Raw genomic sequence first — 22048 nt, forward strand, 5'->3', positions numbered from 1 at the left:
CAGGTAATGCCCACGAATGGTAACACCCTGTTAGTTTTCAGTTCTGTTGACCAATCTGGAAATGTGAATCATAAGATACATCATTTCATCATTGGTTAATTTCTGCTCAAACTGCTTATTCACATACACCCCTATTTTTTGTACACATCTGTGCTCTTCTGGAAATTTGATTTTCAGGTCTTCGAACAAATTCATGTACTGCGGGTCTGCCGATTCATGGGCAAAAAGCCGCTGGGCAAAAAATTTAAGATGAGTTACAAATCGGTTGTAATTCCATGAATCTTCATCAATCTCGACATTGAAGTGGTATTTTACAATATCCATAATATCCTTGATGACTTTTGACGTTTTTAGCGTCAGGTCAAGCTTCTGGTTATCCAGGCGAGCGTTGACGAAATGCAGAGCAATAAACCCGGCTTCATTCTCATCGAACGTGATGTTGATCCTGTTACGGATCATCTCCAGCGCATGTTTTCCGATCGCAAATTCTTCGCGATAAAACCGCTTAATTTCCCATAGAAACCGATTTTCAATCGGGGTTCCCCGTTCGTGCCGTTCGATGGCGAATGAAATATGGTCGATCAGGGCTAGGTAAATATAGTCACTAATGTCTCCAGCCAATCTCGGTCTGGCATACTCCACGATTTCATCCGCGATTTCAATACATTCCATCTTCACATCTTTCAGCAAATCCGCCAGCTTCGCGGATAGATCCTGAGTTTTGACTACAAACAGCTTCGTGATTTTCCGCTCATCGATGGTATCTCCCGGCTTCAGGTTGAATGCGATTCCATTCCCTGTCGCAATGACCTCTTGGGCGTCCTCTTCCTCTGCTAATACGACATTGTTGTTAAGCGCTTTCTTCAAAATCATGCGACCACCTGCTTTTATTTACTGGAAGGCCATTTTTTAAAGAGAATCTGTTAAAAAATGTGAATACACTAAAAAACCTGAACAGAACACCGCTTAATAGACGTTATCGCCCACTTACCGGAACTCCATTCAGGTTATGCCTAAAATAGTAACACCCTGAAATTATAAAATTCATTTTTGTAACCGTTTTCTTGACTTTATTATAATAGAGTTTCTTTTTCACTGTCAACCCTTTATTAAAAAAAGCCTTTCATTCGCTTACTGCGGCTTCGGAGTCCCTGAACGATTCACAATCCAGATGCCCGCCAGTACTAAAAAAATGCCAAACAGGGTAGCCGCTTTGAGCTCCTCGTGAAGAAAGATCCAGCCGGATACAACACCAATGATAGGAACCAGCAACAGCGTAACAGAAGCTTTACTTGCTTCCATTCTGGTGAGAATATGGGTCCACAGCAGGAATGCCAGAGCCGACGCCACAATACCGGAAAATAAAATATAAAAGATCGACGCAGCGCTAAAATGCGGCTCCCATCGCTCAAACAACAGGGAATACAATAGCAGTCCGAGTGCACCGAACGCCATCTGCCAGGTCGTAAACTGGGTTTTATCGCAATGCTGGAGCTTGAGCTTGATAATCAGGTTGGAAAGTGCCCAAGCAATCGCTGAACTCACCCCAAGCAGCATAGCCCACAAATTGCCGCCCAAATGAATGTCCATAGCAAATAACAGGCCCATCATCCCTGTAGCAATCCCAATCGTCCTGCGTGTATTGAGCCGCTCACCCGGAATAAGAAAATGGGCCATCATGGATAAAAACAGCGGCATGCTGTACGTAAGCACGGAAGTTAAGCCAGCATTAATATAGTTCAGGGATATCTGAATAGCAATATTAAAATAGGTAGTCTGGAGAATTCCGCAGATGATATACCATTTCATCGTGTGCCTGTCAGGATTGGGGACCCGTTTCCAAATGAGAATTCCGAACAGGAGCAGCGTGCCGGTGAGAAACCGAAAAGCGGCAAATTGTACAGGTTCAAAGGCTCCGTTTCCCAATTTCATAATGACAAAATTAAAGCCCCAGATCAGGCATAAGAGCAGGCTCGAGCCTTTCATGCATCATACGCCTCCGTTTAGAGCACTTCTCCGCCCGATTCAATCACTTTTTTATACCAGTCAAAGCTTTTTTTCTTGTAGCGGTTCAGTGTTCCGTTGCCCAGATCATCCTGATCGACGTAGACAAAGCCGTATCTCTTGGATGCCTGTGAAGTTGAAGCACTGATCATGTCGATTGGGCCCCAGGCGGTATAGCCAAACAGATCTACTCCATCCTCAATCGCTTCCCTCATTTGCTCGATATGTTTTTTCAGATAATCGATACGGTAATCATCGTTAATCGTACCGTCAGGACTCATTTGATCTGTCGCGCCCACGCCGTTTTCCGAGATGAACAGTGGCTTCTGGTAGCGGTCATACAGGTTGTTCAGCGCATAACGTAATCCTTTAGGATCAATTTGCCAGCCCCATTCGGACTGCTCCAGATAAGGATTTTTCACGCCGCCAATTAGATTTCCGCTTGCTTTGGCATGCTGGTCGGCAGTGGCGCTGGCATTGTTGGACATATAGTAGCTCAGGGATACGAAGTCCACGAGATTATCGCGCAGGATTTCATCATCGCCGGGTTCTTTATGCAGGACAACGCCTTTTTCCTTGAACATGCGTGCGGTATAGGACGGATAATACCCTCTGGCTTGTACATCACTGAAAAAGAAGGATACTCGTTCTTCCTTTTGGCATTCAAGCACATCATCCGGATTGCAGGTATTCGGATAAAGCAACAGATAGCTGATCATGCACCCAATCTGGGAGTTTGGTATAATCTCATGACAGGCTTTGACTGCCAGCGCGCTGGCTATAAACTGGTGATGGGCAGATTGATACTTGTCCTGCTCTAGATTCGGGTGATTTTCTTCAATGATCCCGGCGCTAACAAACGGATGGTGTTTGACACAGTTCATTTCGTTAAACGTAATCCAGTATTTCACTTTATTCTTGTAGCGGGTAAATACGGTCTCGGCAAAACGGACGAAAAATTCAATCAGTTTCCGGTTTTTCCAGCCACCATACTCGGTGACAAGGTACAGAGGCATGTCGTAATGGGTAAGTGAGATGACGGGTTCAATTCCTTTGGCCAGCAGGGCATCAAAAACCTTGTCATAGAATTGTAGCCCTTTCTCATTGGGTTCTGTCTCGTCGCCATTCGGGAAAATACGTGTCCAGGAAATGGAAGTTCGGAAGCATTTAAAACCCATCTCGGCCAGCAGATTAATATCTTCTTCATAACGGTGGTAGAAATCATTTCCCCGACGTTTGGGATAATTTTTGGTGCTGTTTGGGTCCAATGCTTCATTGACTTGGGCATGGGTCATCATATGCCACTGATCCAGCCAATGCTTTTTGTCGAGTGTTGGATCAAAGGTAAATACATCAGAAATCGAGAGCCCCCTTCCATCTACGTTGTAAGCCCCTTCAATCTGCATGGCAGCGGCTGCCCCGCCCCATAGAAAGTCCTTGGGAAAACCTTTTGCCTGTTCCATGTTGCATTCCTCCAAGTAGGTTATAATTTGTGAAGAAGTATGCGGAACCCATGTCCCTCAAATGCATTCCGGATTGCTGCATACGCTTTATGCTTTCATGCTACAATCTGGGATGCATTCCAGGTCAAGAACTAAATTTTTGGAGTTGAAAGTCATGCATAATATAAAAAGAATTGCTGAAATTGCGGAGGTATCGACAAGTACCGTGTCTCGGGTGCTTAATCATCATCCTTATGTCAGTGAAGCTACGCGCACCAGGGTGATGGAAGTCATTCGGGAACTGGATTATATTCCGAATATTAATGCGGTGCAGTTGAAAGTAGGCCGTACCAAGGTTATCGGGATCATGACCCCAACGATTAATAATTATTACATGCAAATCATCAAGGGAGTATCCAATGCGGGTAAAGAGCAGGATTATCAAGTTCTCATCTACCAGACGGAGGAAAAGCGGGATTTGGAGAGCGCGGCGTTAGAGCTATTGAGGCAGAAAAAAGTGGACGGACTCGTCATTTTACGGCGTATGCTGGACTGGTCTGCTGTGAGGCGTTATACCCAATATGGGCCGATTGTGACCTGTGAGCCATTAAAAAATAAAGAGATTTCATCCATTTATCTCGATCATTATGAAGGATTTCGGATTGGATTAGAGCATTTGGCCGAGCTGGGATTTGAAAAAATCGCCTGCACCGTAGGCAGAAAAAACAGCGTAAACAGCCAAAGAAGACTCCAGGCCTATTATGACCTGCTCGCGGCAAGGAAGCTGCCAGTGAATGAGGAATGGTTGCTCAGCGGTATCCATACGGTACAGGACGGAATGCGGGCGTTCGCCAAGCTGGAGTCATTAAGAGAACGTCCCCATGCCATCATGACAACCAATGATTTTGTGGCATGCGGTATTATCTCAGCCGCCCGCAGTAAGGGCTGGAATGTTCCAGAGGATTTGGCAGTGGTCGGCTTTGAAGCCGACGAAAGTCAGGTAGCCGACGCCATGGGACTGACCAATATTACGAACCCGTTGCAGCGAATCGGACAGGAAATGTTCCGTACATTATATCAGCAATTGAACGGGCAGCCTTTGGAGCCAGCCTCCCTTGCTTTTGAATTGAAGGTTCGCCAGTCTACCTGCTAACTCACCCTATTAACTAGCCTATTAACAACGTATAAACGATTCCGGGTCCGTGTACACCGATGGTCAGATCATTTTCAATATCCGACGAGCGGCTGGGTCCGGTAATAAAATGAATCCCTGCGGGCAGTTGCTCACGTCCTACTTCGTCAAAGCGGCCTAAAATCTCGCCCAGCCGCGTCCGCAGACGCTCCAGTGGAAGGAGAATGATCAGCACGGTTGGCAGCAGACTGACCGCGCGGCCCTTCTCCGGTGAGGACAGCACCGCCACCGATCCGGTGTAGGCGGCGGCCTCATCGGCAATGACGATGCCGATATCCGCCTCGGCGGCGCGGGCCTTCCAGTCCTCGACTGGTTCGGTGTTCCACACCGATAGACGGACTTCCGGCAGCGCCGCTTCCAGCTGGAGCGCATCCAAGTCCGGCTCATTCTGCCGGACGATATAGGCCGCTCCCAGCTCACGCGCCTTGCGCGCGATCCAGTCTGCCGTCTGCTCCAGATCCGGCAGACGCACGACATGCCCGCCAACACTTGTAAAGTTGGCGGTGAACTCTTCGATGCGCTGCTCCGCGCTCCATTCGAATTCGTGCCAAAATGCAGGTGCGCCGCGAAACGGCTGCACGGGCCGCTCCGTCTGTCGCGGACGCTTGAGCTTCGTTGCAATGCTATCCATAAAGCGCACCTGCTTGGCGCGGGATTCGCCTTCCATTTGATGGAGCCACGCTTCATGGGCCGCCTTTGCTTGCGCAGAAGGTCTATTCTGTTCACTCATGCTACCTGCCTCCTTTACTTCTATCTTCCAAAATCGTCTCCATTCGGCTGCGAACGTCAGGCTGCATCACGTTACGTTCCTGCTCCAGCTCATGTTCGAGGGTGTTCCATTGCTGACGGAAGGATTTTTTCGCCAGAGAGGGAGCCACGCGATACGTATTCCAGCCCTTTAGCGGGCCGAGCTTCAGCGTAATTTCTCCCTTACGGACGACCATCTTCTGGGCAATTTGCCCAAGTCGAATCGCCGCTGCGAATCGTTTCGAGCTGGAAACAACGGTCGCAAACCCTTTCATTCCTGCTGCTTCCAGCTTATCTCCTTGTCCAGCCTCAACTTTGCGTCTGCGCAAATAGACCAGCATGTCATGCAACGGTATTTTGACCGGACAGGCTTCATAGCACGCACCACACAGACTGGACGCACTTGCAATATCGTTCCATTCTTCGATGTTGCCATGCAAAGCAGGCGTAAGTACCGCACCGATAGGTCCGCTATAGGTCCCGCCATACGCATGTCCGCCAATGTGGCGATAAACCGGGCAGGCGTTCAGACACGCCCCGCAACGAATGCAATTCAGCAACTCCTGAAACTCGGGATTGCCTAGCTGTAGCGAGCGTCCGTTATCTACGATGATGATGTGCATTTCCTCCGGTCCATCGGCATCCTGACTGCGCCGCGGGCCTGAAATACCGGACATATACATCGTCAGCTTCTGACCGGTAGCGGAGCGTGGCAGCAATGTAGCCATTACCTCCAGATCCGTCCATGATGGAATAATCCGTTCCATACCCATCAGCGTAATTTGCGTTTTGGGCAAAGTGGATACCATCCGCGCATTGCCTTCATTTTCGAACAGTACCATGGAACCCGTCTCTGCGATGGCAAAATTACAGCCAGTCATTCCGATATCTGCCTCCAGAAACTTTTCACGCAATTTTTTACGGACAAAACCAGCCAAAATCGTCGTATCCGCAGACAGTTCCTCCCCCGCTTCTTTGGACAGCAGTTCGGCAATCTGATAGCGGTTTTTGTGAATCGCCGGAATGACGATATGAGATGGAGCCTCGCCTGCAAGCTGAATAATATACTCACCAAGATCGCTTTCAATCGTCTCGATATCGACGCCCTCCAGCGCCTGATTCAAGTGCAGTTCCTCCGACACCATCGACTTGGATTTAACAACAGACCGGGCCTGATTGTGGGCAGCAATATCCAGCGTAATCCGTACAGCATCTGCGGCTGTATCGGCAAAATGAATATGCACCCCGTTGGCTCGGGCATTGTTCACAAACAGGTTCAGATAATAGTCCAGATGGGCAATGGTATGCAGCCGAATTTGACGGCCCCGCTCACGCCATTCCTCCCAATTTCCGTGCTGCTCTGAAGCCGCCAGCTTGCCGTTGCGCAAACGCTCCGTCGTGAAACGGACCGCATTCCGCAGAAAATCGTCGTTCAGGGCCAGCTCGGCGCGTTTTTTGACCTTTTGGCTCATCGAATGTGAATGTACAGCGGTCATGCGTGCTTCACCCCTTCATACAGCAGCTCGGCCAGATGCATAACCCGCACCGGCTCTTCCCGATACCGGAGATTTCCCGCAATGTTCATCAGGCAGGCCATATCCAGTCCAACCAGCACCTCGGCCTCCGTCTCCCTGATATGATCCACCTTTTCCGTCACCATGGCTCCCGAAATATCCGACATTTTTACCGCAAAAGTACCACCAAAGCCACAGCAATCCTCTGCAAAAGGAAGCGGCACCAGCTGCAAGCCCTTTACGCTGCCAAGTAGCTGCATCGGCTCCTCCTTCACGCCCAACAAACGGGTACCGTGGCAAGACGGATGGTAGGTTACCGTATGCGGAAAAGACGCGCCCACATCGGTCACGCCAAGCACCTGTACCATAAATTGCGTAAATTCATATGTCTTTTGCTCCAATCGCCGCGCTGAGTCCAGCCATTCCGGCTCATCCTTGAACAACTCCGGGTAATGATGAATCATATAAGTGCAGGAACCGGAGGGCGATACGACAAAGTCGCTGTCGTCAAACGCTTTCAAAATCGTTTTCGCCGCTGCCCTCGTTTCATCCCAGTAGCCGCTGTTATAGGACGGCTGGCCACAGCATGTCTGCACCTTTGGAAAATTTAGCTCGACACCATATCTGGCAAGCAAGCGTGCCATCGCTTCCCCCACCTTGGGATAAATCGCATCACTCAGGCAGGTAATAAATAAAGATACCTTCATACGAGACACCCCTTCCGTCCATGGAATAGCTATTACTTTATAACTGAAAAGTTCCCTTTAGTGCCACTGCGCAGTCGGATGGTGCTTCCCATCGCAATCGCTTCTCTTGTACAGCACCATTCCGCCTACTCCGTTTTTATATGAATTTTTCGAGTTCAGCTTATATGAAAAGTAAACGCTTTCTAATTATCTTAAATGTTGTACCTTTTCCTGTTGAGCTCTTAGTTAGTCTGACGTCACTATGTTTGAACCGTTACCTACTCACTACAAAAAAAATCCACTTATGGAGGATACTAGCGAAGCGGTTCATTTGAACCTGGAGAAGCGTCAGCGTTCGCCTAAAAGCTTTCCAAAGGAAAGCTCTCATCATAAGCATAAGCTTGCAGTGGGATTCTCACCTATACATGTTTTACATCATCAAAGAATCCCACTGCAACAGCGATCGTAAGATCAAATGAAACGCGGAGCGCCCTCCCCCTCAGCACTTTTAAAATTCTATTCTCATTTCGGAAACTACCCGCTTTATACAACCGTAACCGAAATCGACAGTTCTGCTAATTGACTGCGAATCGGATTCGGCAAACGCGAGTCGGTAATAATCTCGGACACCTGCGACAGCTTCACGACATGCGTGAATGCCTGCTGCCCAAATTTGCTTGCATCTGCCAGTAAAATCACACGATCTGCAATGCTGACCATTTTCTGCTTTAAACGGGCTTGCAGCTCATTCGATTCACTAATGCCCCGATCCAGATGGACCCCCTGGCTGGAGAAAAACAATTTATCCACATAATACGATTCCAACGAGCGCTCCGCCAGCGGACCAGCGAATGACAATGAGCGCTGTAGCAACTGTCCTCCGGTGGAAATGACCTCGATTTTTTCCTTACCCGCCAGCTCTGTTGCTACACGGATCGAATTCGTCAATATCGTCAACGGAATATCCGGCAGAATCGACGCCATATACCAAGCCGTTGTACTAGCATCCAGCAAAATACGATCATGCGGCTGAATCTGCTTTACCGCTTCCTCGGCAATCCGGCGCTTTTCCTCTGCGTTCATAATTTCCCGTACCGCATAGGGCGTTTCGGGCTGCTCGTTTTTGACGCTGACTGCTCCACCATGTGAACGGCGTAGCCGTCCCGCCTGCTCCAAACGGTCCAGATCACGGCGGATCGTTTCCTCCGTTACTTTGCACAGCTCACTCAACTCCGACACACGGATGCTTCCTTTTTCATTGACGAGCTGTACGATCATCTCATATCTTTCTGCAACCAGCATGGCAATCTCACTCCACATCTTTAATGTACAAAAAGTCCCGCCACACGCCGGAATCGTCCGTAGGCATCCTCCCACGCTTCCGACTCGGCAGGTTCATATACCTCTACGGAAATAGAATCCGCGATGACCCGGCGTGCTTCCCATATATCGGCGAACTTTCCCTGTGCCATCCATTGTACCGCAAGATTGCCGATTGCGCTTGCTTCTGCGGGTCCAGCCCACACGGGTTTTTGAATCGAATTAGCCGTCCATTGGCACAACAGCCGATTTTGAATTCCCCCACCGACCATATGCAGCCCGTTAAACCGTTGTCCTGACACCCGTTCCGTAAGCTCCAAAACGTAACGGTACTTCAACGCCAGACTTTCCAAAATACAGCGTGTGACCTCCCCCGGTGTCTCCGGCAAAGGCTGCCCGGTATTACGGCAATATTGGCGTATGCGTGTTCTCATATCTCCGGCATGCAGAAACAGTTCATCGTCCGGGTCGATCCATGAAGCAAACGCCGGAGCCTGCTCCGCCATGTGTACCAGCTCGGGGAAAGAATAGGAAGTTCCTTGACGCTCCCACTCTCTGCGTGCCTCCTGTAAAATCCACAAGCCCATAATATTTTTAAGCAACCTGTAGGTTCGGCCCACTCCGCCTTCATTCGTAAAATTAAATCGAAGCGTATCCTCGTTGATCACAGGCTGCGGGGTTTCCGTTCCCATCAGAGACCACGTTCCGCAGCTTAAATACGCAAATGATCGTTCCAGCGTAGGCACCGCAGCTACAGCCGATCCTGTATCATGTTCCGCTACCGCAATAACAGGAATCGCTCCGATGCCCAGATCAGTCATGACCGAGGAACGGATCGTACCTGCGGCACTTCCCGGCTCCAGTACCTTTCCAAACCAGGAATGGGGAATATCGATACTAGACAATAACTCATGATCCCATGCCTGCTGCAACGGATTATATAACTGCGTGCTAGTCGCATTGGAAAATTCATTGTGCATTTCACCCGTTAGAAAATACCGCAGCAAATCAGGGATCATCAAGAAATGCTTTGCCTGCTCCAGCAGCGGCGATTTTGCTTTTCGCATAGCAGCCAACTGAAACATCGTATTAAAGGTCAAAAACTGAATCCCTGTGCGCTGAAAAATAAACTCCTTGCCCAGCTGACCCTGTACTTCCTCCATCACCCCGTGGGTATGCCAATCCCGATAATGATAAGGGTTACCCAGCAATTCTCCGGCTTCTCCAATCAGTCCAAAATCGACCGACCAGGAATCAATCGCCAGACTGGACGGGTTCACTCCCATGTGCTTAGCTTTGAGCAGTCCTTGCTGAACCTCGTGATACAGACGCAAAATATCCCAGTGCAGACGCTCCCCGACCTTGACCGGATCATTCGAAAAGCGATGGATTTCCTCCACCTCTATACGTGAATCCGTCAATCGACCGAGCAGAACCCTGCCGCTGCTTGCCCCCAGATCATATGCGAGGATGCTCACCAGCTTGCACCACCCTTGCCTCTTTGCAAAATCTGCGTGCCATAATCAGACGCTAAATAGGCTTTCATCGGATCAGCGGGTAGCCCTTGCTCCTCACGTATTGCCTTGAGCAATGGTGCAACGTCGAACTCAAACGCTTTGCGCACAGCATCCTCCGCACCCAGCACATCCTGACGGCTCGCCGCTTCCTCCACCTCTGCATGATTGATCAGCAGCGCCTTCGCATATTGTGTCTGCACATTCAGCACTGATCGAATCATCGCCGGGATTTTTTGTTCAATATTGTGCGACTGGTCGATCAAATAAGCGATTTTGTCCACCGTATGTCGGATATCCGTATCCACATCCTGAGCTGCATTTAAAATTTGATAAAAAATCAAGAACAGCTCATACGGATTTGCGGAGCCCACGATGAGATCATCATCCGCATATTTGTAGCTATTAAAATGAAAGCCGCCCAGTCGCTTCTCATCAATTAAAAACGCGACAATATGCTCCACGTTAGCTCCTGGCAGATGATGCCCTGTATCCACAAGCACCTGTGCCTGCGGTCCCAACTTGGTCGCGTAATTGTACGCCATGCCCCAGTCGGCAATATCCGTATGATAAAAGGCTGGCTCGAACGCCTTGTATTCAATCAGCATGCGCATGTCAAGCGTGAGCGCCTTATACATTTCGCTGAGTGCTTCCAGCATCCAATTTTTCCGCTTGCGGATGTCTCCCTGACCCGGATAGTTTGTTCCGTCTGCAAACCACAGGCTAAAATCGTTGGAACCTGTTTCCTTCGCAATGTCCACACATTCCAGCAAGTGGTTTGTTGCCTTGCGGCGGATTGCCGGGTCTACATTGGTGACGCTGCCGAGCATGTAATCTTCATCCTGAAACAGATTCGGATTAACCGCCCCAAGCCGCAGTCCGAGGCTTTCGGCATGACTGCGGAGCTTGCCGTAATTATCCACCTTATCCCACGGGATATGAATGGCGACTGATGGACACAATCCGGTTACTGCATGAACCTGTGCGGCATCCTCCAGCTTTTCGAACGGATCACGCGGCACGCCTGTTTTTTGAAAAACTTTAAACCGTGTACCTGAGTCGCCATAGCCCCATGATGGGGTTTCTATGCTAAGCGCTTTCAGCTTTGTCTTTACTTGTTCCAGGTCAATGCCCCTTTGTTGCTGCTGTTCCTCGAATAAGGCGTACGCTTTATCGCTCATCGTGGTTCCTCCTTGGAAAAAGAAGTGAGTTATGGTGGTGGGAGGCCGCTTCGCGTGCGGATTGTTCTTCCGATCGCTGTTATCCCCGGATTTTTTTATTTTATAGAACATATAAAGGTAAAAATCCGGGGATAAAGGCGAACGCTACGCTTCTTCAGAACAATTCCGCCCGCTCCGCTGCTGCCTACCCATAAAGTCACTTCTCTTTTTATGTTTTGGGTGTGCATTTTCGGAAAAACACAAAATGCGAAACGTAAATAAGTTATTATTACTTATTTACGTTTTTAATACTCTCCCATTTTCTAGCGTGTAAAGGCAGCGGGTACGCCGCCGTCGATAGTGAGCATGCAGCCTGTCGTTTTTTCCGCCTTGGATGAGGCGAAAAAGGCAATGCCCTCGGCGATATCCTGCGGGTAAATGTTTACCAGTAGCGTCGTCCGCTTGCGATAGTGTTCTTCCAGTTGGTCTGGCTCGATGCCGTAGGCGGCGGCGCGTTCGTTGCGCCAGTTGGAGTTCCAGATGGCGGAGCCTTGCAGAATCGCGTCCGGCAAAATCGTGTTTACCCGAATGCCGTATTCGCCGCCTTCTGCGGCAATACAACGGGCGAGATGCGCTTCCAGCGCCTTGACCGAGCTGTAGGCCGTTACATTTTTACCTGCATAGACGGAGTTTTTCGAGCCGACGAACACCATGCTGCCGCCAAGTGTCTGCTCCTTCATCAGCTTGAACGCTTCCCGTGCTACCAAAAAATAACCTGTGCCCAGCACGTTTATGTTCAAATTCCATTCCTTTAATGATGTTTCGTCGAATGGACTGGAGGTGGCCAGCCCCGCATTGTTGACGATGATATCCACACCACCGTAGGTTAGCGCGGTTTCCGCATAGGCATCCTGAATCTGGTCCTCCTGCGTCACATCCATTTTAACTGCAATAGCGCGGTTTTCTCCGTAGTGGTCATTCAGCTCGGAGGCCACCTTTTGCGCGCCTTCCAGATTCAGGTCGGCCAGCACGACATGTGCTCCTTCATCCACCAAACGGCGTGCGGTTGCACTGCCGATTCCGCCTGCACCGCCTGTAATGAGCGCGATTTTGCGTGAAAATTCCGCTTCTGCCGGAGCGAGTGACAGCTTATACAACTCCAAGGGCCAGTATTCCACGTTATACGATTCGTTTTCACTGAGCGAAACAAACTGTCCTAACGCCGTCGCACCCCGCATCACCGCGATAGCACGATGATACAAAGCGCCACTCACCTGTGCGTTGCTCCAGCTTTTGCCTGTGTTAATCATGCCGATGCCCGGGATTAAAATCACACGTGGCGCGGCCTCAAACATAACGTCTCCTTCATGCCGATTGCGTTCAAAATAAGCTTGGTATTGCTCCTTATAGGCTGCGATACCCTCTACGAGCTTTATTTTTAAACTCTCGACATCCTCCACGTCCGGTGTCCAGTCTACAAAAAACGGCACCACCTTGGTATGAACCAAATGATCCGGGCACGCTGCCCCGACCTGTGACAATACAGCAGAATCCTGACCATTTACAAACTCCAGCACGTCCTCTGCATCATCAAAGGTAAGGATCATCTGCTTCTCATCACTGACCGCTCCCCGAACGGATGGCATGACGCTAGACGCAATACTGCGGCGTTCCTCAGGAGTAAGCGCTTTATATTTTACGCCTCCAAACGACTGTTTTTCCTCTTGACGAGCTTTAATATAGCTTTCTGCTTCTTGAATGATTTCGATGGTTTTCGCATAGGCTGCCTCGGAAGTTTCTCCCCATGTAACCAGACCGTGCTTTTCCATCAATACCAATTCTGCTTGCGGATGATCGAGTACACCTTGAGCAATCATCTTGGACAGCTTAAAACCAGGACGAATATAAGGTACCCATACAAAACGGTCACCGAAAATCTCTTTCGCAATGTCCTTGCCGTTATGCGCACAGCACAAGCTGATAATGGCGTCCGGGTGGGTATGATCCACATGTCTAAAAGGTAAAAAAGCGTGCAATAGTGTCTCAATCGAAGCACGCGGATGCTTGGCATCTATCATACAATTCGCCAGATACGCGACCATATCCTCGTCAGACATATCTTCCCTTTCGAACAAGGGACGGATATCCTCCATACGAAGCCCTGTAAAGTTATGCGCTTTCATCGTAGCAAGATCGGAACCGCTGCCCTTGACGTACATTACTTCTACTTCACGCCCGCGAAAATCCTGTATCGTCGTTTTGGCCGAAGTATTGCCGCCTCCCCAGTTACACACGCTCCTGTCTGTGCCGATAAGGTTAGAACGATATACGAGCTGTTCCAGCGTGTTTTTTTGCTCAGATGCTTGTGAAGAATTCCACAGACTTTGTACCATAGGAAAAAGACCTCCAAGTTCAGTTTTAGTTTTGAACTACTTTATTACAGTGGTTATTCTTGGTTTATGGAGACTATAACACTTTTGTTTTCATTTGAAAATAAGAAATACAAAAATAATCAAAAATAAATTTTAATTTTGAATAACCTGTAAAACGGATACATTGATCTATAAAACGATAATTGCCATGCGGAAAAGAAAGCGCTTTAATAAATGTGAGTTTGGAAGGTAATACGGAGCCGCCTCATTCAACTTACAACAAAGCACAGCCTCTTCAAGGAAGCTGAATTACTGATTTTATCCTCTGATCTTGCCGTATTGGCAACATAGGGGTCTACGGAGGGATGAGTATGGTTACAAAGGCAGGCATTTGGAAACAGCGTCTCGGTTACGGAGTTGCCGATTTTGCGTGTAACTTGATTTGGCAAATGATCACTCTCTATTTAATGTTTTTCTATACGGATGTCATGGGGCTACAGGTACTTGCGGTCAGTGCGTTGCTGTTAGTTACACGCATTGTAGATGGTGTAGCAGATGCCATTATGGGAATTATTATCGACAAAACCCGTACACGCTGGGGAAAATCACGGCCTTATTTTCTGTTTGGAGCTATTCCGTTCGGTATCTTGGGTATTCTTACCTTTTACGTGCCGGATATCGGCCCTGTCGGTAAACTGATTTACGCGTATTTCACCTATATGGGCTTATCGCTGACGTATACGATGGTCAATATCCCGATGGCTTCCATTTTGCCGAGTCTGACTCGGGATGGACAGGAGCGCACCGTGCTGGCGACGACCCGTATTATCTTTTCTTTCATTGGAGCTACGGCGGTTAGTGTATTGACGATGCCGCTGGTCCGTATGCTAGGTAACAGATCACAGGCGCACGGATTCTTTTGGACGATGGTCATTTTCTCGGTTGTGGGTATGATGTTGTTTTTTGTAACCTTCAAAAATGTAGAAGAAAAAGTAAAGCTCCGGCAGGAAAAAGTGACGGTTGCCCAAACCTTTTCTGCGCTTAAAGGGAATACGCCCTGGTACATCTTCGAAGCCAACATTATCTTTATGTTCGGAGGCATGTTTTTTCATCAAGGCAGTCTGATTTATTATTTCACGTATTATGTGAACCGCCCGGATCTGATCGGCCTGGTCGCAGGAATTGTTTCCCTTATTCCGATCATCGGTACCTTTGTCACCCCAATGCTTGCCCGGCGTATGTGCAAACGTAATTTGTTCCAGATTGCAAGCGCTGTTACTGTTACAGGTATGCTGATCATGCTTATTTCCGGCACCAACATCTTCGGTTTAATCGTCGGTGCTATCATTTCTGTCCTAGGGAACGGCGTTCGGACAGCAATTTACTTCTCCATGCAAGCCGACCCGGTTGATTACGGGGAATGGAAATCCGGCATTAGCGTAGCGGGCTTTATTTCTTCACTGAATGGTTTTATCGGAAAGGTAGCTATGGCTCTGGCAGGTGCTGTTTCCGGTGTATTTTTAACGTGGGGGAATTATGCTCCCAATCAAACACAAAGCGCTTCCGGACTGTTCGCCATTCAACTGAATTATCTCATCATTCCGCTGATTTTAACGGTCATTTCGATGATTATTATGTACTTCTATCGTCTGGATCACATTTTCCCGCAAATCCGTAACGACATTCAGGAACGAAATCGAGCGCAGGATGCGTCTGAAGGCGAGAACACTTCGAATGTTCATGGAAATAAAGATATCCTTCCTCAATCGGTTTAATTATCCTAAAGGAGGCATTCACATGTCAGAAACATCTCCTATTCAGCAAGCTGACAAAATAAAAATTGCACGTAATGAAGCTTTTATTAACCAGGCGGTTCAAGCACAACCGCATTTGAATACGTCCACTGCCCCGCCACAGCAAATGGTCGAGATTGTCCATAATGCAGACGCGATGCATGGCTGGAAAACACATCCGATGCAATCCGTTTCCACGCTGTCGCAGCAGCATTACGGCAAAGGAGATGAATTTATTCTCGACTTTGGCACGCATCAGGTCGGATATCTCTCCTTCTCTGTTCGTCCAGTCGGCAGTCTGCCGGATGCGCCACTTCATCTCAAGCTAACCTTTGGTGAAATGCCCGTCGAAGTCGCGGAGCCCTTTGGCTTTGGAGCGTCTGAATGAACAGCACCTCCCGCCGCATACCGACGAATGGTGGTCTTTTATCGACTGGCATGAGCAGTTGGATAAGCAAGCCCCTTCTCAAGCCATACTTATTTACACGTTAAAACGGGCCATTCGATTGGCTAAACAGGTTGATCCTGACAAGCTTCCGTTCCTGAACCAGCGGTTAGAGGACGTTACGACCGCAACACTGGCCCAACTATGGGATGAAATGCAAGGCTTCTTCGTCAGCGGTCCCAACCGCCAAATTTCGTGGGCCGGACAAATCTGGATGGCTTTGGCCGAGGTGCTGGATGCAGAGCAAAACGCAGCTCTCATGCAACGCTTGCTATCCGAGCAACCGGATATCGGCCTGACGACACCGTATATGCATCACTATTTGGTCGAAGCTTTGCTGATCACAGGTGACCGGGACGGAGCCGTAAAACATCTCAAGTCCTACTGGGGAGGTATGCTACGGGATGGAGCGGACACGTTCTGGGAATTGTACGATCCCCATAATAAAGCCTTTTCTCCCTACGGCAGTTATTTAATCAACAGCTACTGTCACGCGTGGAGCTGCACCCCAACCTATTTGATTCGTAAGTATACGCTTTAAAATGCAATAAGGCCGTGCCGGGATCGGGTTTTAAGAACCTTTTCCAGCACAGGCTTTTGGTAGGTAAATCACTTGATTTCCCTCGTCTGGTAGGATCAGGGCATATCAAGTCGTTTTTTAACGACTGCTGGTACACCTGCAGCCAAGGTAAATTCGGGTATATCATCTTTAACAAAGGCCCCACCACCAATTATAGACCAACAACCGATGTGACGTTTCTCCCGTACCGAGGCTCCAATGCCGATATAGGCTCCCTCATCTAGGGTTACATTTCCTGCCAGATTCACACCGGGGGCTATGGTTACATAATCACCAATATCCGCATCATGACTGACGTTAACACTCCGGTTGATAATTACATGATGTCCGATCTTAATATTGTCCGACAGGACAGCCCCCTCAAAGATCATGCTTCCCTCACCAATGGTGTTTCTTCGAGACAAACGAACACGTGGATGTATTAGCGGGGCTGCGATACGAAATCCCGATTGAATTGTATGATAAGCGAATCGCTTCTTTAATGCCGGGTCACCCACCCCCGCACATATCAGCTCTACCTCATATTTTAACGCTTCAATGTCAGTTAACGTCCCCAGTACAGGAACGCCATTTACGATCTGCCCTTTCGTCTTTGGCCGTTCGTCTAAAAAACCTACCACTTGAATTCCCAGCTCTTCACATAACCAGTTGACTTCCCTGGCATGTCCGCCCGATCCCCAAATAACGATTTTTCTCATCTGGTTGTCTCTCTTCCCAAGCCCCCTAGAACGTTCACAATTCTTCGAACGATAATCTCGTCCAACTCCTCCCACAAGGGCAGGCTGACAATATGTTTGGTAATATGCTCGGTAACATGAAGAGTAGACCGGGGATAACTTTGAAACTGCTTCTGTTGATGGCACGCCGGAGAAAAGTAGGTTCTGGCTTCTATTGAATTAGCGGCTAATAACTCAACGACTTCTTGATTGCTGTGAGAATCTGGACAAAGAATAGGTATAAATTGATGAACAACCGATCCTTGCGTTTTTTGTATAGACCATCCTCGTTCTAATAAGTCTGCTTGGATCAGTTCTTGAAGATAACATTCGTAGATAGTCCTTCTATTCTCCCGTACAGCTTTGAAATGGTCGAGAGTGGCTAAAGCGATAGCAGCGGTATACTCAGATATCTTACTGTTAAGACCTTGGGTGACAGACTCCCTGCTGCTGGAGAAACCGAAATTCCCCGCCTGACGAATTCGCTTGATGAGATCTTGGTCCATACTATATACTAATCCACCCTCTCCAATACCGAAAGATTTGGTGGCATGAAAGCTGAACACTACGGCTCCTCCGAAGCCTTTGCCAAAATGTACGGTTTCCTCCAAAGTTATAGTTCCAAAACTGGCAGCAGCATCGATGACTACCGGAATTCCTTGCTCCTGCAGCTTATTGTATACGGATAAATCAATAGCTGTACCGAAAGTGGCATATGGAACGATTACCGCAATCTCATCTCCCAGCAGCTTGACTGCCTGCTCTAACTGCTCCCTATTCATTTGCCAATTCTCCAGTTCAATGTCAAGAAAGTAAGGTTCTAGCCCGCACCACTCGGCAGCAAGTGGGGTAGCAGCAAAAGTAAAACTTGGCATAACTGCATATTTTCCCTGTGGTCGTTTGCTTTGAGCGATCGCCAAAATCAACCCGATGGTAGCGTTATGAACGGTCACAGCCGAACCGATTCCATCAAACATTTGCGCAATGACCCGCTCTTCAAACAGGTTATTTAAGGGACCATAATTGGAATAAATCCGGGTCTCTTCTATTTTCTCAAAATTGGCAATAAATCGTTCCTTTTTTACTAAATTAGGTCGTAAGAAGGGAATGTCGAACATGAGCCAGCCTCCTTCGCATATGGGATGAGCAAGCTAGGATTCCAATGTTTTTAATATCATTTCAATTCGCTCGATATCTGCATCAAATTGTGGACGACCCTTTATACGTTCATGATAAGAATGAAGTGCAGTTTTAAACAAATCGTTAGTATCAAGAAATCCATCATCTCTTGAGGCAATCATAATATCTAACCATTCCGTAAACGCATTTTGACCAAGTGTTTGATTATTTTGATTGGGATGTATTCGGAAATAGCTTAACGCTTCAGGAATATAAACTGCTTTTCCTTTGGATAGTAAGTTCAACCAAGACGCTAAATCATTAAGAAGAGAATACTGTTTTCCTTTATATACTCCAAACTGTTCGATAAGATCTGTTTTTTTAAATAACACTGTCGTAGGTTCACCAATCACATTTAAACAACGAGTTAATGCAACGTTTGCCAACATTCTTCCGTCCATTATCCTTGTTTCCTCGTGCAACCTTTCCGTTGCATAGAGCGGTGAGAGAATAGCCCCTGATTCATTAATGGTTTGCCGATACGAGGTAACCAGTGTGATGCTTTCGAAATTCTCAAAAAAATAGATCATCCTTGCTATTTTTTCTTTATGAAACATGTCGTCATCCATCAAATAATTGATATATTCACCTGACGCCAAATCGAAACATTTATGCCAATTTCCGAGAAAAAGATTTTTATCATTTTTATAATATTTAATTTGGGGAAAAGAATCTAAATAAGAATCAAGCATTTCTTGTACTTCATTCGTTGTACTGTCATCACAGATAATGATTTCGATGTTCGGGTAAGTTTGTTCCAATACACTGTCGATGGCGATTTTTAGTGTATGCGGCCGGTTATATGCAGGTATAACTACACTTACTAATGGGCATTCCACGCTTACTCCACCTTTCTTTTATGCTTAATTCAGACGGTTTACTCGTTGGTGTCATATGGGCTGATCTGTTCCTCACATCCCCGAACACATACACATACATATATATTACTGGGAAATAAAATGATGCCAGGAAAATGGATGCTTCAATAATATCAACAACTCACGTCTGAACTCGGCACCTCCCTCTCGTTGGTGTTCGAAACTGGTAAAGGGGAATGATCATGCCACTGAATTTCACTCCGCTACTGACAACTCATTTATTTGTATCGAAGAAGGTTTTAAAGGATCATGTAAAAGAATTGATAGATAGATTGGAAGAAAATCACATTACAATAAACTTGTATGAGGCTGATCAACCACTTATAGACAATAGCCTCCAAAAACCTCGGGTTTATGTCTCTCTCGGAGAAGAGTGGGGAGAATTTTCAGCACTAAAAGCGTTGCCTGGTCACGAAAAAAAACGCTGGTTGCACTTCCAATCACCAGACGAAATTCAACCTATGCATTTATTTTTCTGCTGGCTCAAGGTAACAGATCCTCTTCCGGAGAATAGAACGATTCCTCCAACACATTTTTCTTCAAACACACCTTTAATATCCGTGTTTACTGCCAGCTACAGGTCAAAAGAAAAAATTCAACGACCTTATCAATCTTTATTGAAGCAGACCTACAAGAACTGGGAATGGGTAATCGTGGATGATTCCGGTGATGAAGATGAGACATACAAGGAGTATTTACTCCCTTTAGAGGATCACCGTGTGCGGAGATATCGCCAGGATTCCCGTAATGGCTATATAGGGGCCATCAAAAGGTTTGCAGCAGGTCTATGTACAGGGGAAATTTTAGTAGAAGTCGATCATGATGATGAGCTAACTCCTGACTGCCTGGAGAAAATCGTCAAAGCATTTCAACAAAATCCTGACTGTGGCTTTGTTTATGGGGATTGTGCTGAAGTGTATGCAGAGAGCAATCATGCACATTGGTATGGCTGGGATTGTGGCTTTGGTTACAGTGTTCATTATCGAGTCTGGCTGCATGAAATGAACAGATGGCAAAATGCACAAAAACATACGACCATTAATGGCAAAACCATTCGTCATTTGGTCGGTTTACCCAATCATCCCCGTGCGTGGACGAGGGACTGTTATCATCTGATCGGAGGCCATCGCAATGAACTACTGGTAGCAGATGATTACGATATGCTGGTCCGGACGTTTCTTTGTACTAAATTTGTAAACATCCCTGATTTGATATATATCCAATATCGTAACGAAAATGGAAATAACACTACATTCCTCAGAAATAAGCAGATTCAGGTTCTTGTAGGGGAACTAAATAGATGCTATTTTCAAAGGATTCAAATGAGATTGAAAGAGCTCGATTTGCCTGAGCAATTGCCTTATCGTCGTATATGGGAGGCTTCTACGGATGATCCTGCCCGGAAATCTGCTCATGTTATTCAAGAAGATAATTCAAGATTCTCGATATTGTTCCCTATCCCCCATTCCTGCCCTGAAATAGAGCATACCCAATTAATTAAGACGCTCCAAAAGGGCATTGAAAACAACTTTAGGGAGATCCAAATCGTGGTTGTAGGTCGAATTCCATCAGAAATTGAAACCTATGCCTCCAAAGCTCCCAAGGGAGCCATACGATGGTGGCCTATGGAGCCAAATGATTCATTAGAAACTTGTATTCAATATGCAAAATTTGTTGCGTCCTGTAAAGAGAAAGTGGTTGTGTTGCCCTAAATTACAACAAGGCTGATTAGAATATTAGCCAACAATTATTTTCCAATACCTTTGTCGAAGTCTCTTGGAATTTATTTCCACAGGACTTCGACAAAGGTTTTTTTCGTTAGAGCAGAACTTCTTAATAGCAATACGGTGATTCCTTCACCGACAAATTCGTAAGCATTAACTTAAGACAAAAAAAAGACCCAAAAGTTATAATAACTTTTGAGTCATCTAAATATACCTTGACCTTAAGCTTACAGAATGCCTTGCGGTCCTTGGTCACCTTGTGGTCCTTGAACACCTTGAGCTCCTTGGTCGCCTTGAGGTCCTTGAACACCCTGAGGTCCTTGATCGCCTTGTACGCCTTGAGGTCCTTGGTCACCTTGGTCGCCTTGAACACCCTGTGGTCCTTGGTCACCTTGGACGCCTTGAACACCCTGTGGTCCTTGGTCACCTTGTACGCCTTGAACTCCTTGAGGTCCTTGATCACCTTGGACGCCTTGAACACCCTGTGGTCCTTGGTCACCTTGGTCGCCTTGTACGCCCTGAGGTCCTTGGTCACCTTGGGCTCCCTGAACACCTTGAGGTCCTTGGTCACCTTGCGGTCCTTGAACTCCTTGAGGTCCTTGGTCACCTTGCGGTCCTTGAACACCTTGAGGTCCTTGGTCACCTTGGTCACCTTGAACTCCCTGAGGTCCTTGGTCGCCTTGAGGTCCTTGGTCGCCTTGGGCTCCTTGAACGCCTTGTGGTCCTTGGTCACCTTGAGATCCTTGAACACCCTGTGGTCCTTGGTCACCTTGGTCGCCTTG

General features: G+C 47.4%; 19 protein-coding genes. 5 read left to right on the forward strand and 14 right to left on the reverse strand.

Annotation, left to right across the window (positions count from 1 at the left end; all coding sequences use genetic code 11):
* Positions 1–30 precede the first annotated feature (30 nt).
* From licT to ABH897_RS15155, 3 genes are all read right to left on the reverse strand, one after another.
* The gene (gene licT / locus ABH897_RS15145) at positions 31–873 is read right to left on the reverse strand and encodes a BglG family transcription antiterminator LicT (RefSeq protein WP_404592341.1); all 843 of its coding nucleotides are present in this window, start codon (positions 871–873) and stop codon (positions 31–33) included.
* 258 nt (positions 874–1131) lie between these two features.
* Positions 1132–1986, reverse strand: a complete 855-nt coding sequence (locus ABH897_RS15150) for a DMT family transporter (protein ID WP_404592342.1) — start codon at positions 1984–1986, stop codon at positions 1132–1134.
* Positions 1987–2003: 17 nt separating this feature from the next.
* The gene (locus ABH897_RS15155) at positions 2004–3467 is read right to left on the reverse strand and encodes a glycoside hydrolase family 1 protein (protein WP_283655858.1); all 1464 of its coding nucleotides are present in this window, start codon (positions 3465–3467) and stop codon (positions 2004–2006) included.
* Between the two features lie 154 nt (positions 3468–3621).
* Between ABH897_RS15155 and ABH897_RS15160 the strand changes: the two genes are divergently transcribed.
* Entirely contained in the window at positions 3622–4599 is a 978-nt protein-coding gene (locus ABH897_RS15160; protein ID WP_404592344.1) for a LacI family DNA-binding transcriptional regulator, read from the forward strand.
* A gap of 13 nt (positions 4600–4612) precedes the next feature.
* Here ABH897_RS15160 and ABH897_RS15165 read toward each other — a convergent pair whose 3' ends face one another.
* The 7 genes from ABH897_RS15165 to ABH897_RS15195 all read right to left on the reverse strand — a co-directional run bounded on the left by ABH897_RS15165 (position 4613) and on the right by ABH897_RS15195 (position 13972).
* Entirely contained in the window at positions 4613–5368 is a 756-nt protein-coding gene (locus tag ABH897_RS15165; RefSeq protein WP_404592345.1) for a LutC/YkgG family protein, read from the reverse strand.
* A gap of 1 nt (position 5369) precedes the next feature.
* On the reverse strand, positions 5370–6881 hold the full coding sequence (locus ABH897_RS15170) for a LutB/LldF family L-lactate oxidation iron-sulfur protein (RefSeq protein ID WP_283655855.1): 1512 nt from the start codon (positions 6879–6881) through the stop codon (positions 5370–5372).
* Complete coding sequence (locus tag ABH897_RS15175; RefSeq protein WP_014281384.1) at positions 6878–7606, reverse strand: (Fe-S)-binding protein; 729 nt, start codon at positions 7604–7606, stop codon at positions 6878–6880. The genes ABH897_RS15170 and ABH897_RS15175 overlap by 4 nt, the downstream gene beginning before the upstream one ends.
* A gap of 522 nt (positions 7607–8128) precedes the next feature.
* Positions 8129–8887, reverse strand: a complete 759-nt coding sequence (locus ABH897_RS15180) for a DeoR/GlpR family DNA-binding transcription regulator (protein ID WP_283655854.1) — start codon at positions 8885–8887, stop codon at positions 8129–8131.
* A gap of 20 nt (positions 8888–8907) precedes the next feature.
* Positions 8908–10383: a rhamnulokinase gene (gene rhaB, locus ABH897_RS15185; RefSeq protein WP_404592347.1), complete on the reverse strand. Its 1476-nt coding sequence runs from the start codon at positions 10381–10383 to the stop codon at positions 8908–8910.
* Positions 10380–11600 carry an L-rhamnose isomerase gene (rhaI, locus tag ABH897_RS15190; protein WP_404592348.1) on the reverse strand — a complete coding sequence of 407 codons (1221 nt, stop codon included), beginning with the start codon at positions 11598–11600 and terminating at the stop codon, positions 10380–10382. Before rhaI ends, rhaB begins: the two co-directional genes overlap by 4 nt.
* Before the next feature lie 302 nt (positions 11601–11902).
* On the reverse strand, positions 11903–13972 hold the full coding sequence (locus ABH897_RS15195) for a bifunctional aldolase/short-chain dehydrogenase (RefSeq protein WP_404592350.1): 2070 nt from the start codon (positions 13970–13972) through the stop codon (positions 11903–11905).
* 350 nt (positions 13973–14322) lie between these two features.
* On the opposite strand from ABH897_RS15195, the gene ABH897_RS15200 reads away from it, so the two are divergent.
* The 3 genes from ABH897_RS15200 to ABH897_RS15210 are packed head-to-tail and all read left to right on the forward strand — an operon-like array spanning position 14323 to position 16730.
* Positions 14323–15726 (forward strand): glycoside-pentoside-hexuronide (GPH):cation symporter, encoded by a 1404-nt coding sequence (locus tag ABH897_RS15200; protein ID WP_404592352.1) that lies wholly within the window; start codon positions 14323–14325, stop codon positions 15724–15726.
* Positions 15727–15748: 22 nt separating this feature from the next.
* Complete coding sequence (locus tag ABH897_RS15205) at positions 15749–16132, forward strand: hypothetical protein (protein WP_404592354.1); 384 nt, start codon at positions 15749–15751, stop codon at positions 16130–16132.
* Positions 16116–16730 (forward strand): hypothetical protein, encoded by a 615-nt coding sequence (locus ABH897_RS15210; protein ID WP_283655847.1) that lies wholly within the window; start codon positions 16116–16118, stop codon positions 16728–16730. Before ABH897_RS15205 ends, ABH897_RS15210 begins: the two co-directional genes overlap by 17 nt.
* Positions 16731–16825: 95 nt before the next feature.
* Here the strand turns inward: ABH897_RS15210 and ABH897_RS15215 are convergent, their stop codons facing one another.
* The 3 genes from ABH897_RS15215 to ABH897_RS15225 are packed head-to-tail and all read right to left on the reverse strand — an operon-like array spanning position 16826 to position 19503.
* Positions 16826–17467: an acetyltransferase gene (locus ABH897_RS15215; RefSeq protein ID WP_404592356.1), complete on the reverse strand. Its 642-nt coding sequence runs from the start codon at positions 17465–17467 to the stop codon at positions 16826–16828.
* Positions 17464–18603, reverse strand: a complete 1140-nt coding sequence (locus ABH897_RS15220; protein ID WP_404592357.1) for a DegT/DnrJ/EryC1/StrS family aminotransferase — start codon at positions 18601–18603, stop codon at positions 17464–17466. The genes ABH897_RS15215 and ABH897_RS15220 overlap by 4 nt, the downstream gene beginning before the upstream one ends.
* A gap of 33 nt (positions 18604–18636) precedes the next feature.
* A complete protein-coding gene (locus ABH897_RS15225) occupies positions 18637–19503 on the reverse strand; it encodes a glycosyltransferase family 2 protein (RefSeq protein ID WP_404592358.1) in 867 nt (288 codons plus the stop codon).
* Between the two features lie 221 nt (positions 19504–19724).
* Here ABH897_RS15225 and ABH897_RS15230 point away from each other — a divergent pair, with 221 nt between their 5' ends.
* On the forward strand, positions 19725–21254 hold the full coding sequence (locus ABH897_RS15230) for a glycosyltransferase (RefSeq protein WP_404592359.1): 1530 nt from the start codon (positions 19725–19727) through the stop codon (positions 21252–21254).
* Between the two features lie 121 nt (positions 21255–21375).
* Here ABH897_RS15230 and ABH897_RS15235 read toward each other — a convergent pair.
* Positions 21376–22048, reverse strand: a 673-nt coding sequence (locus tag ABH897_RS15235; protein ID WP_404592360.1) for a BspA family leucine-rich repeat surface protein, incomplete at its 5' end; no start/stop codon positions are given.

It is taken from the genome of Paenibacillus sp. RC73 (genome assembly GCF_044908085.1).
Classification (GTDB): Bacteria; Bacillota; Bacilli; order Paenibacillales; family Paenibacillaceae; genus Paenibacillus; species Paenibacillus terrae_A.

Excerpts from the sequence above, each read along its gene's own strand:
- ABH897_RS15150 (WP_404592342.1), bottom strand. The coding sequence starts at position 1,986 with ATGAAAGGCTCGAGCCTGCTCTTATGCCTGATCTGGGGCTTTAATTTT.
- ABH897_RS15175 (WP_014281384.1), bottom strand. The coding sequence starts at position 7,606 with ATGAAGGTATCTTTATTTATTACCTGCCTGAGTGATGCGATTTATCCC.
- ABH897_RS15200 (WP_404592352.1), top strand. The coding sequence starts at position 14,323 with ATGGTTACAAAGGCAGGCATTTGGAAACAGCGTCTCGGTTACGGAGTT.
- ABH897_RS15160 (WP_404592344.1), top strand. The coding sequence starts at position 3,622 with ATGCATAATATAAAAAGAATTGCTGAAATTGCGGAGGTATCGACAAGT.
- ABH897_RS15165 (WP_404592345.1), bottom strand. The coding sequence starts at position 5,368 with ATGAGTGAACAGAATAGACCTTCTGCGCAAGCAAAGGCGGCCCATGAA.
- ABH897_RS15180 (WP_283655854.1), bottom strand. The coding sequence starts at position 8,887 with ATGCTGGTTGCAGAAAGATATGAGATGATCGTACAGCTCGTCAATGAA.
- ABH897_RS15170 (WP_283655855.1), bottom strand. The coding sequence starts at position 6,881 with ATGACCGCTGTACATTCACATTCGATGAGCCAAAAGGTCAAAAAACGC.
- ABH897_RS15215 (WP_404592356.1), bottom strand. The coding sequence starts at position 17,467 with ATGAGAAAAATCGTTATTTGGGGATCGGGCGGACATGCCAGGGAAGTC.
- rhaI (WP_404592348.1), bottom strand. The coding sequence starts at position 11,600 with ATGAGCGATAAAGCGTACGCCTTATTCGAGGAACAGCAGCAACAAAGG.
- ABH897_RS15205 (WP_404592354.1), top strand. The coding sequence starts at position 15,749 with ATGTCAGAAACATCTCCTATTCAGCAAGCTGACAAAATAAAAATTGCA.
- ABH897_RS15230 (WP_404592359.1), top strand. The coding sequence starts at position 19,725 with ATGCCACTGAATTTCACTCCGCTACTGACAACTCATTTATTTGTATCG.
- ABH897_RS15155 (WP_283655858.1), bottom strand. The coding sequence starts at position 3,467 with ATGGAACAGGCAAAAGGTTTTCCCAAGGACTTTCTATGGGGCGGGGCA.
- ABH897_RS15195 (WP_404592350.1), bottom strand. The coding sequence starts at position 13,972 with ATGGTACAAAGTCTGTGGAATTCTTCACAAGCATCTGAGCAAAAAAAC.
- licT (WP_404592341.1), bottom strand. The coding sequence starts at position 873 with ATGATTTTGAAGAAAGCGCTTAACAACAATGTCGTATTAGCAGAGGAA.
- ABH897_RS15220 (WP_404592357.1), bottom strand. The coding sequence starts at position 18,603 with ATGTTCGACATTCCCTTCTTACGACCTAATTTAGTAAAAAAGGAACGA.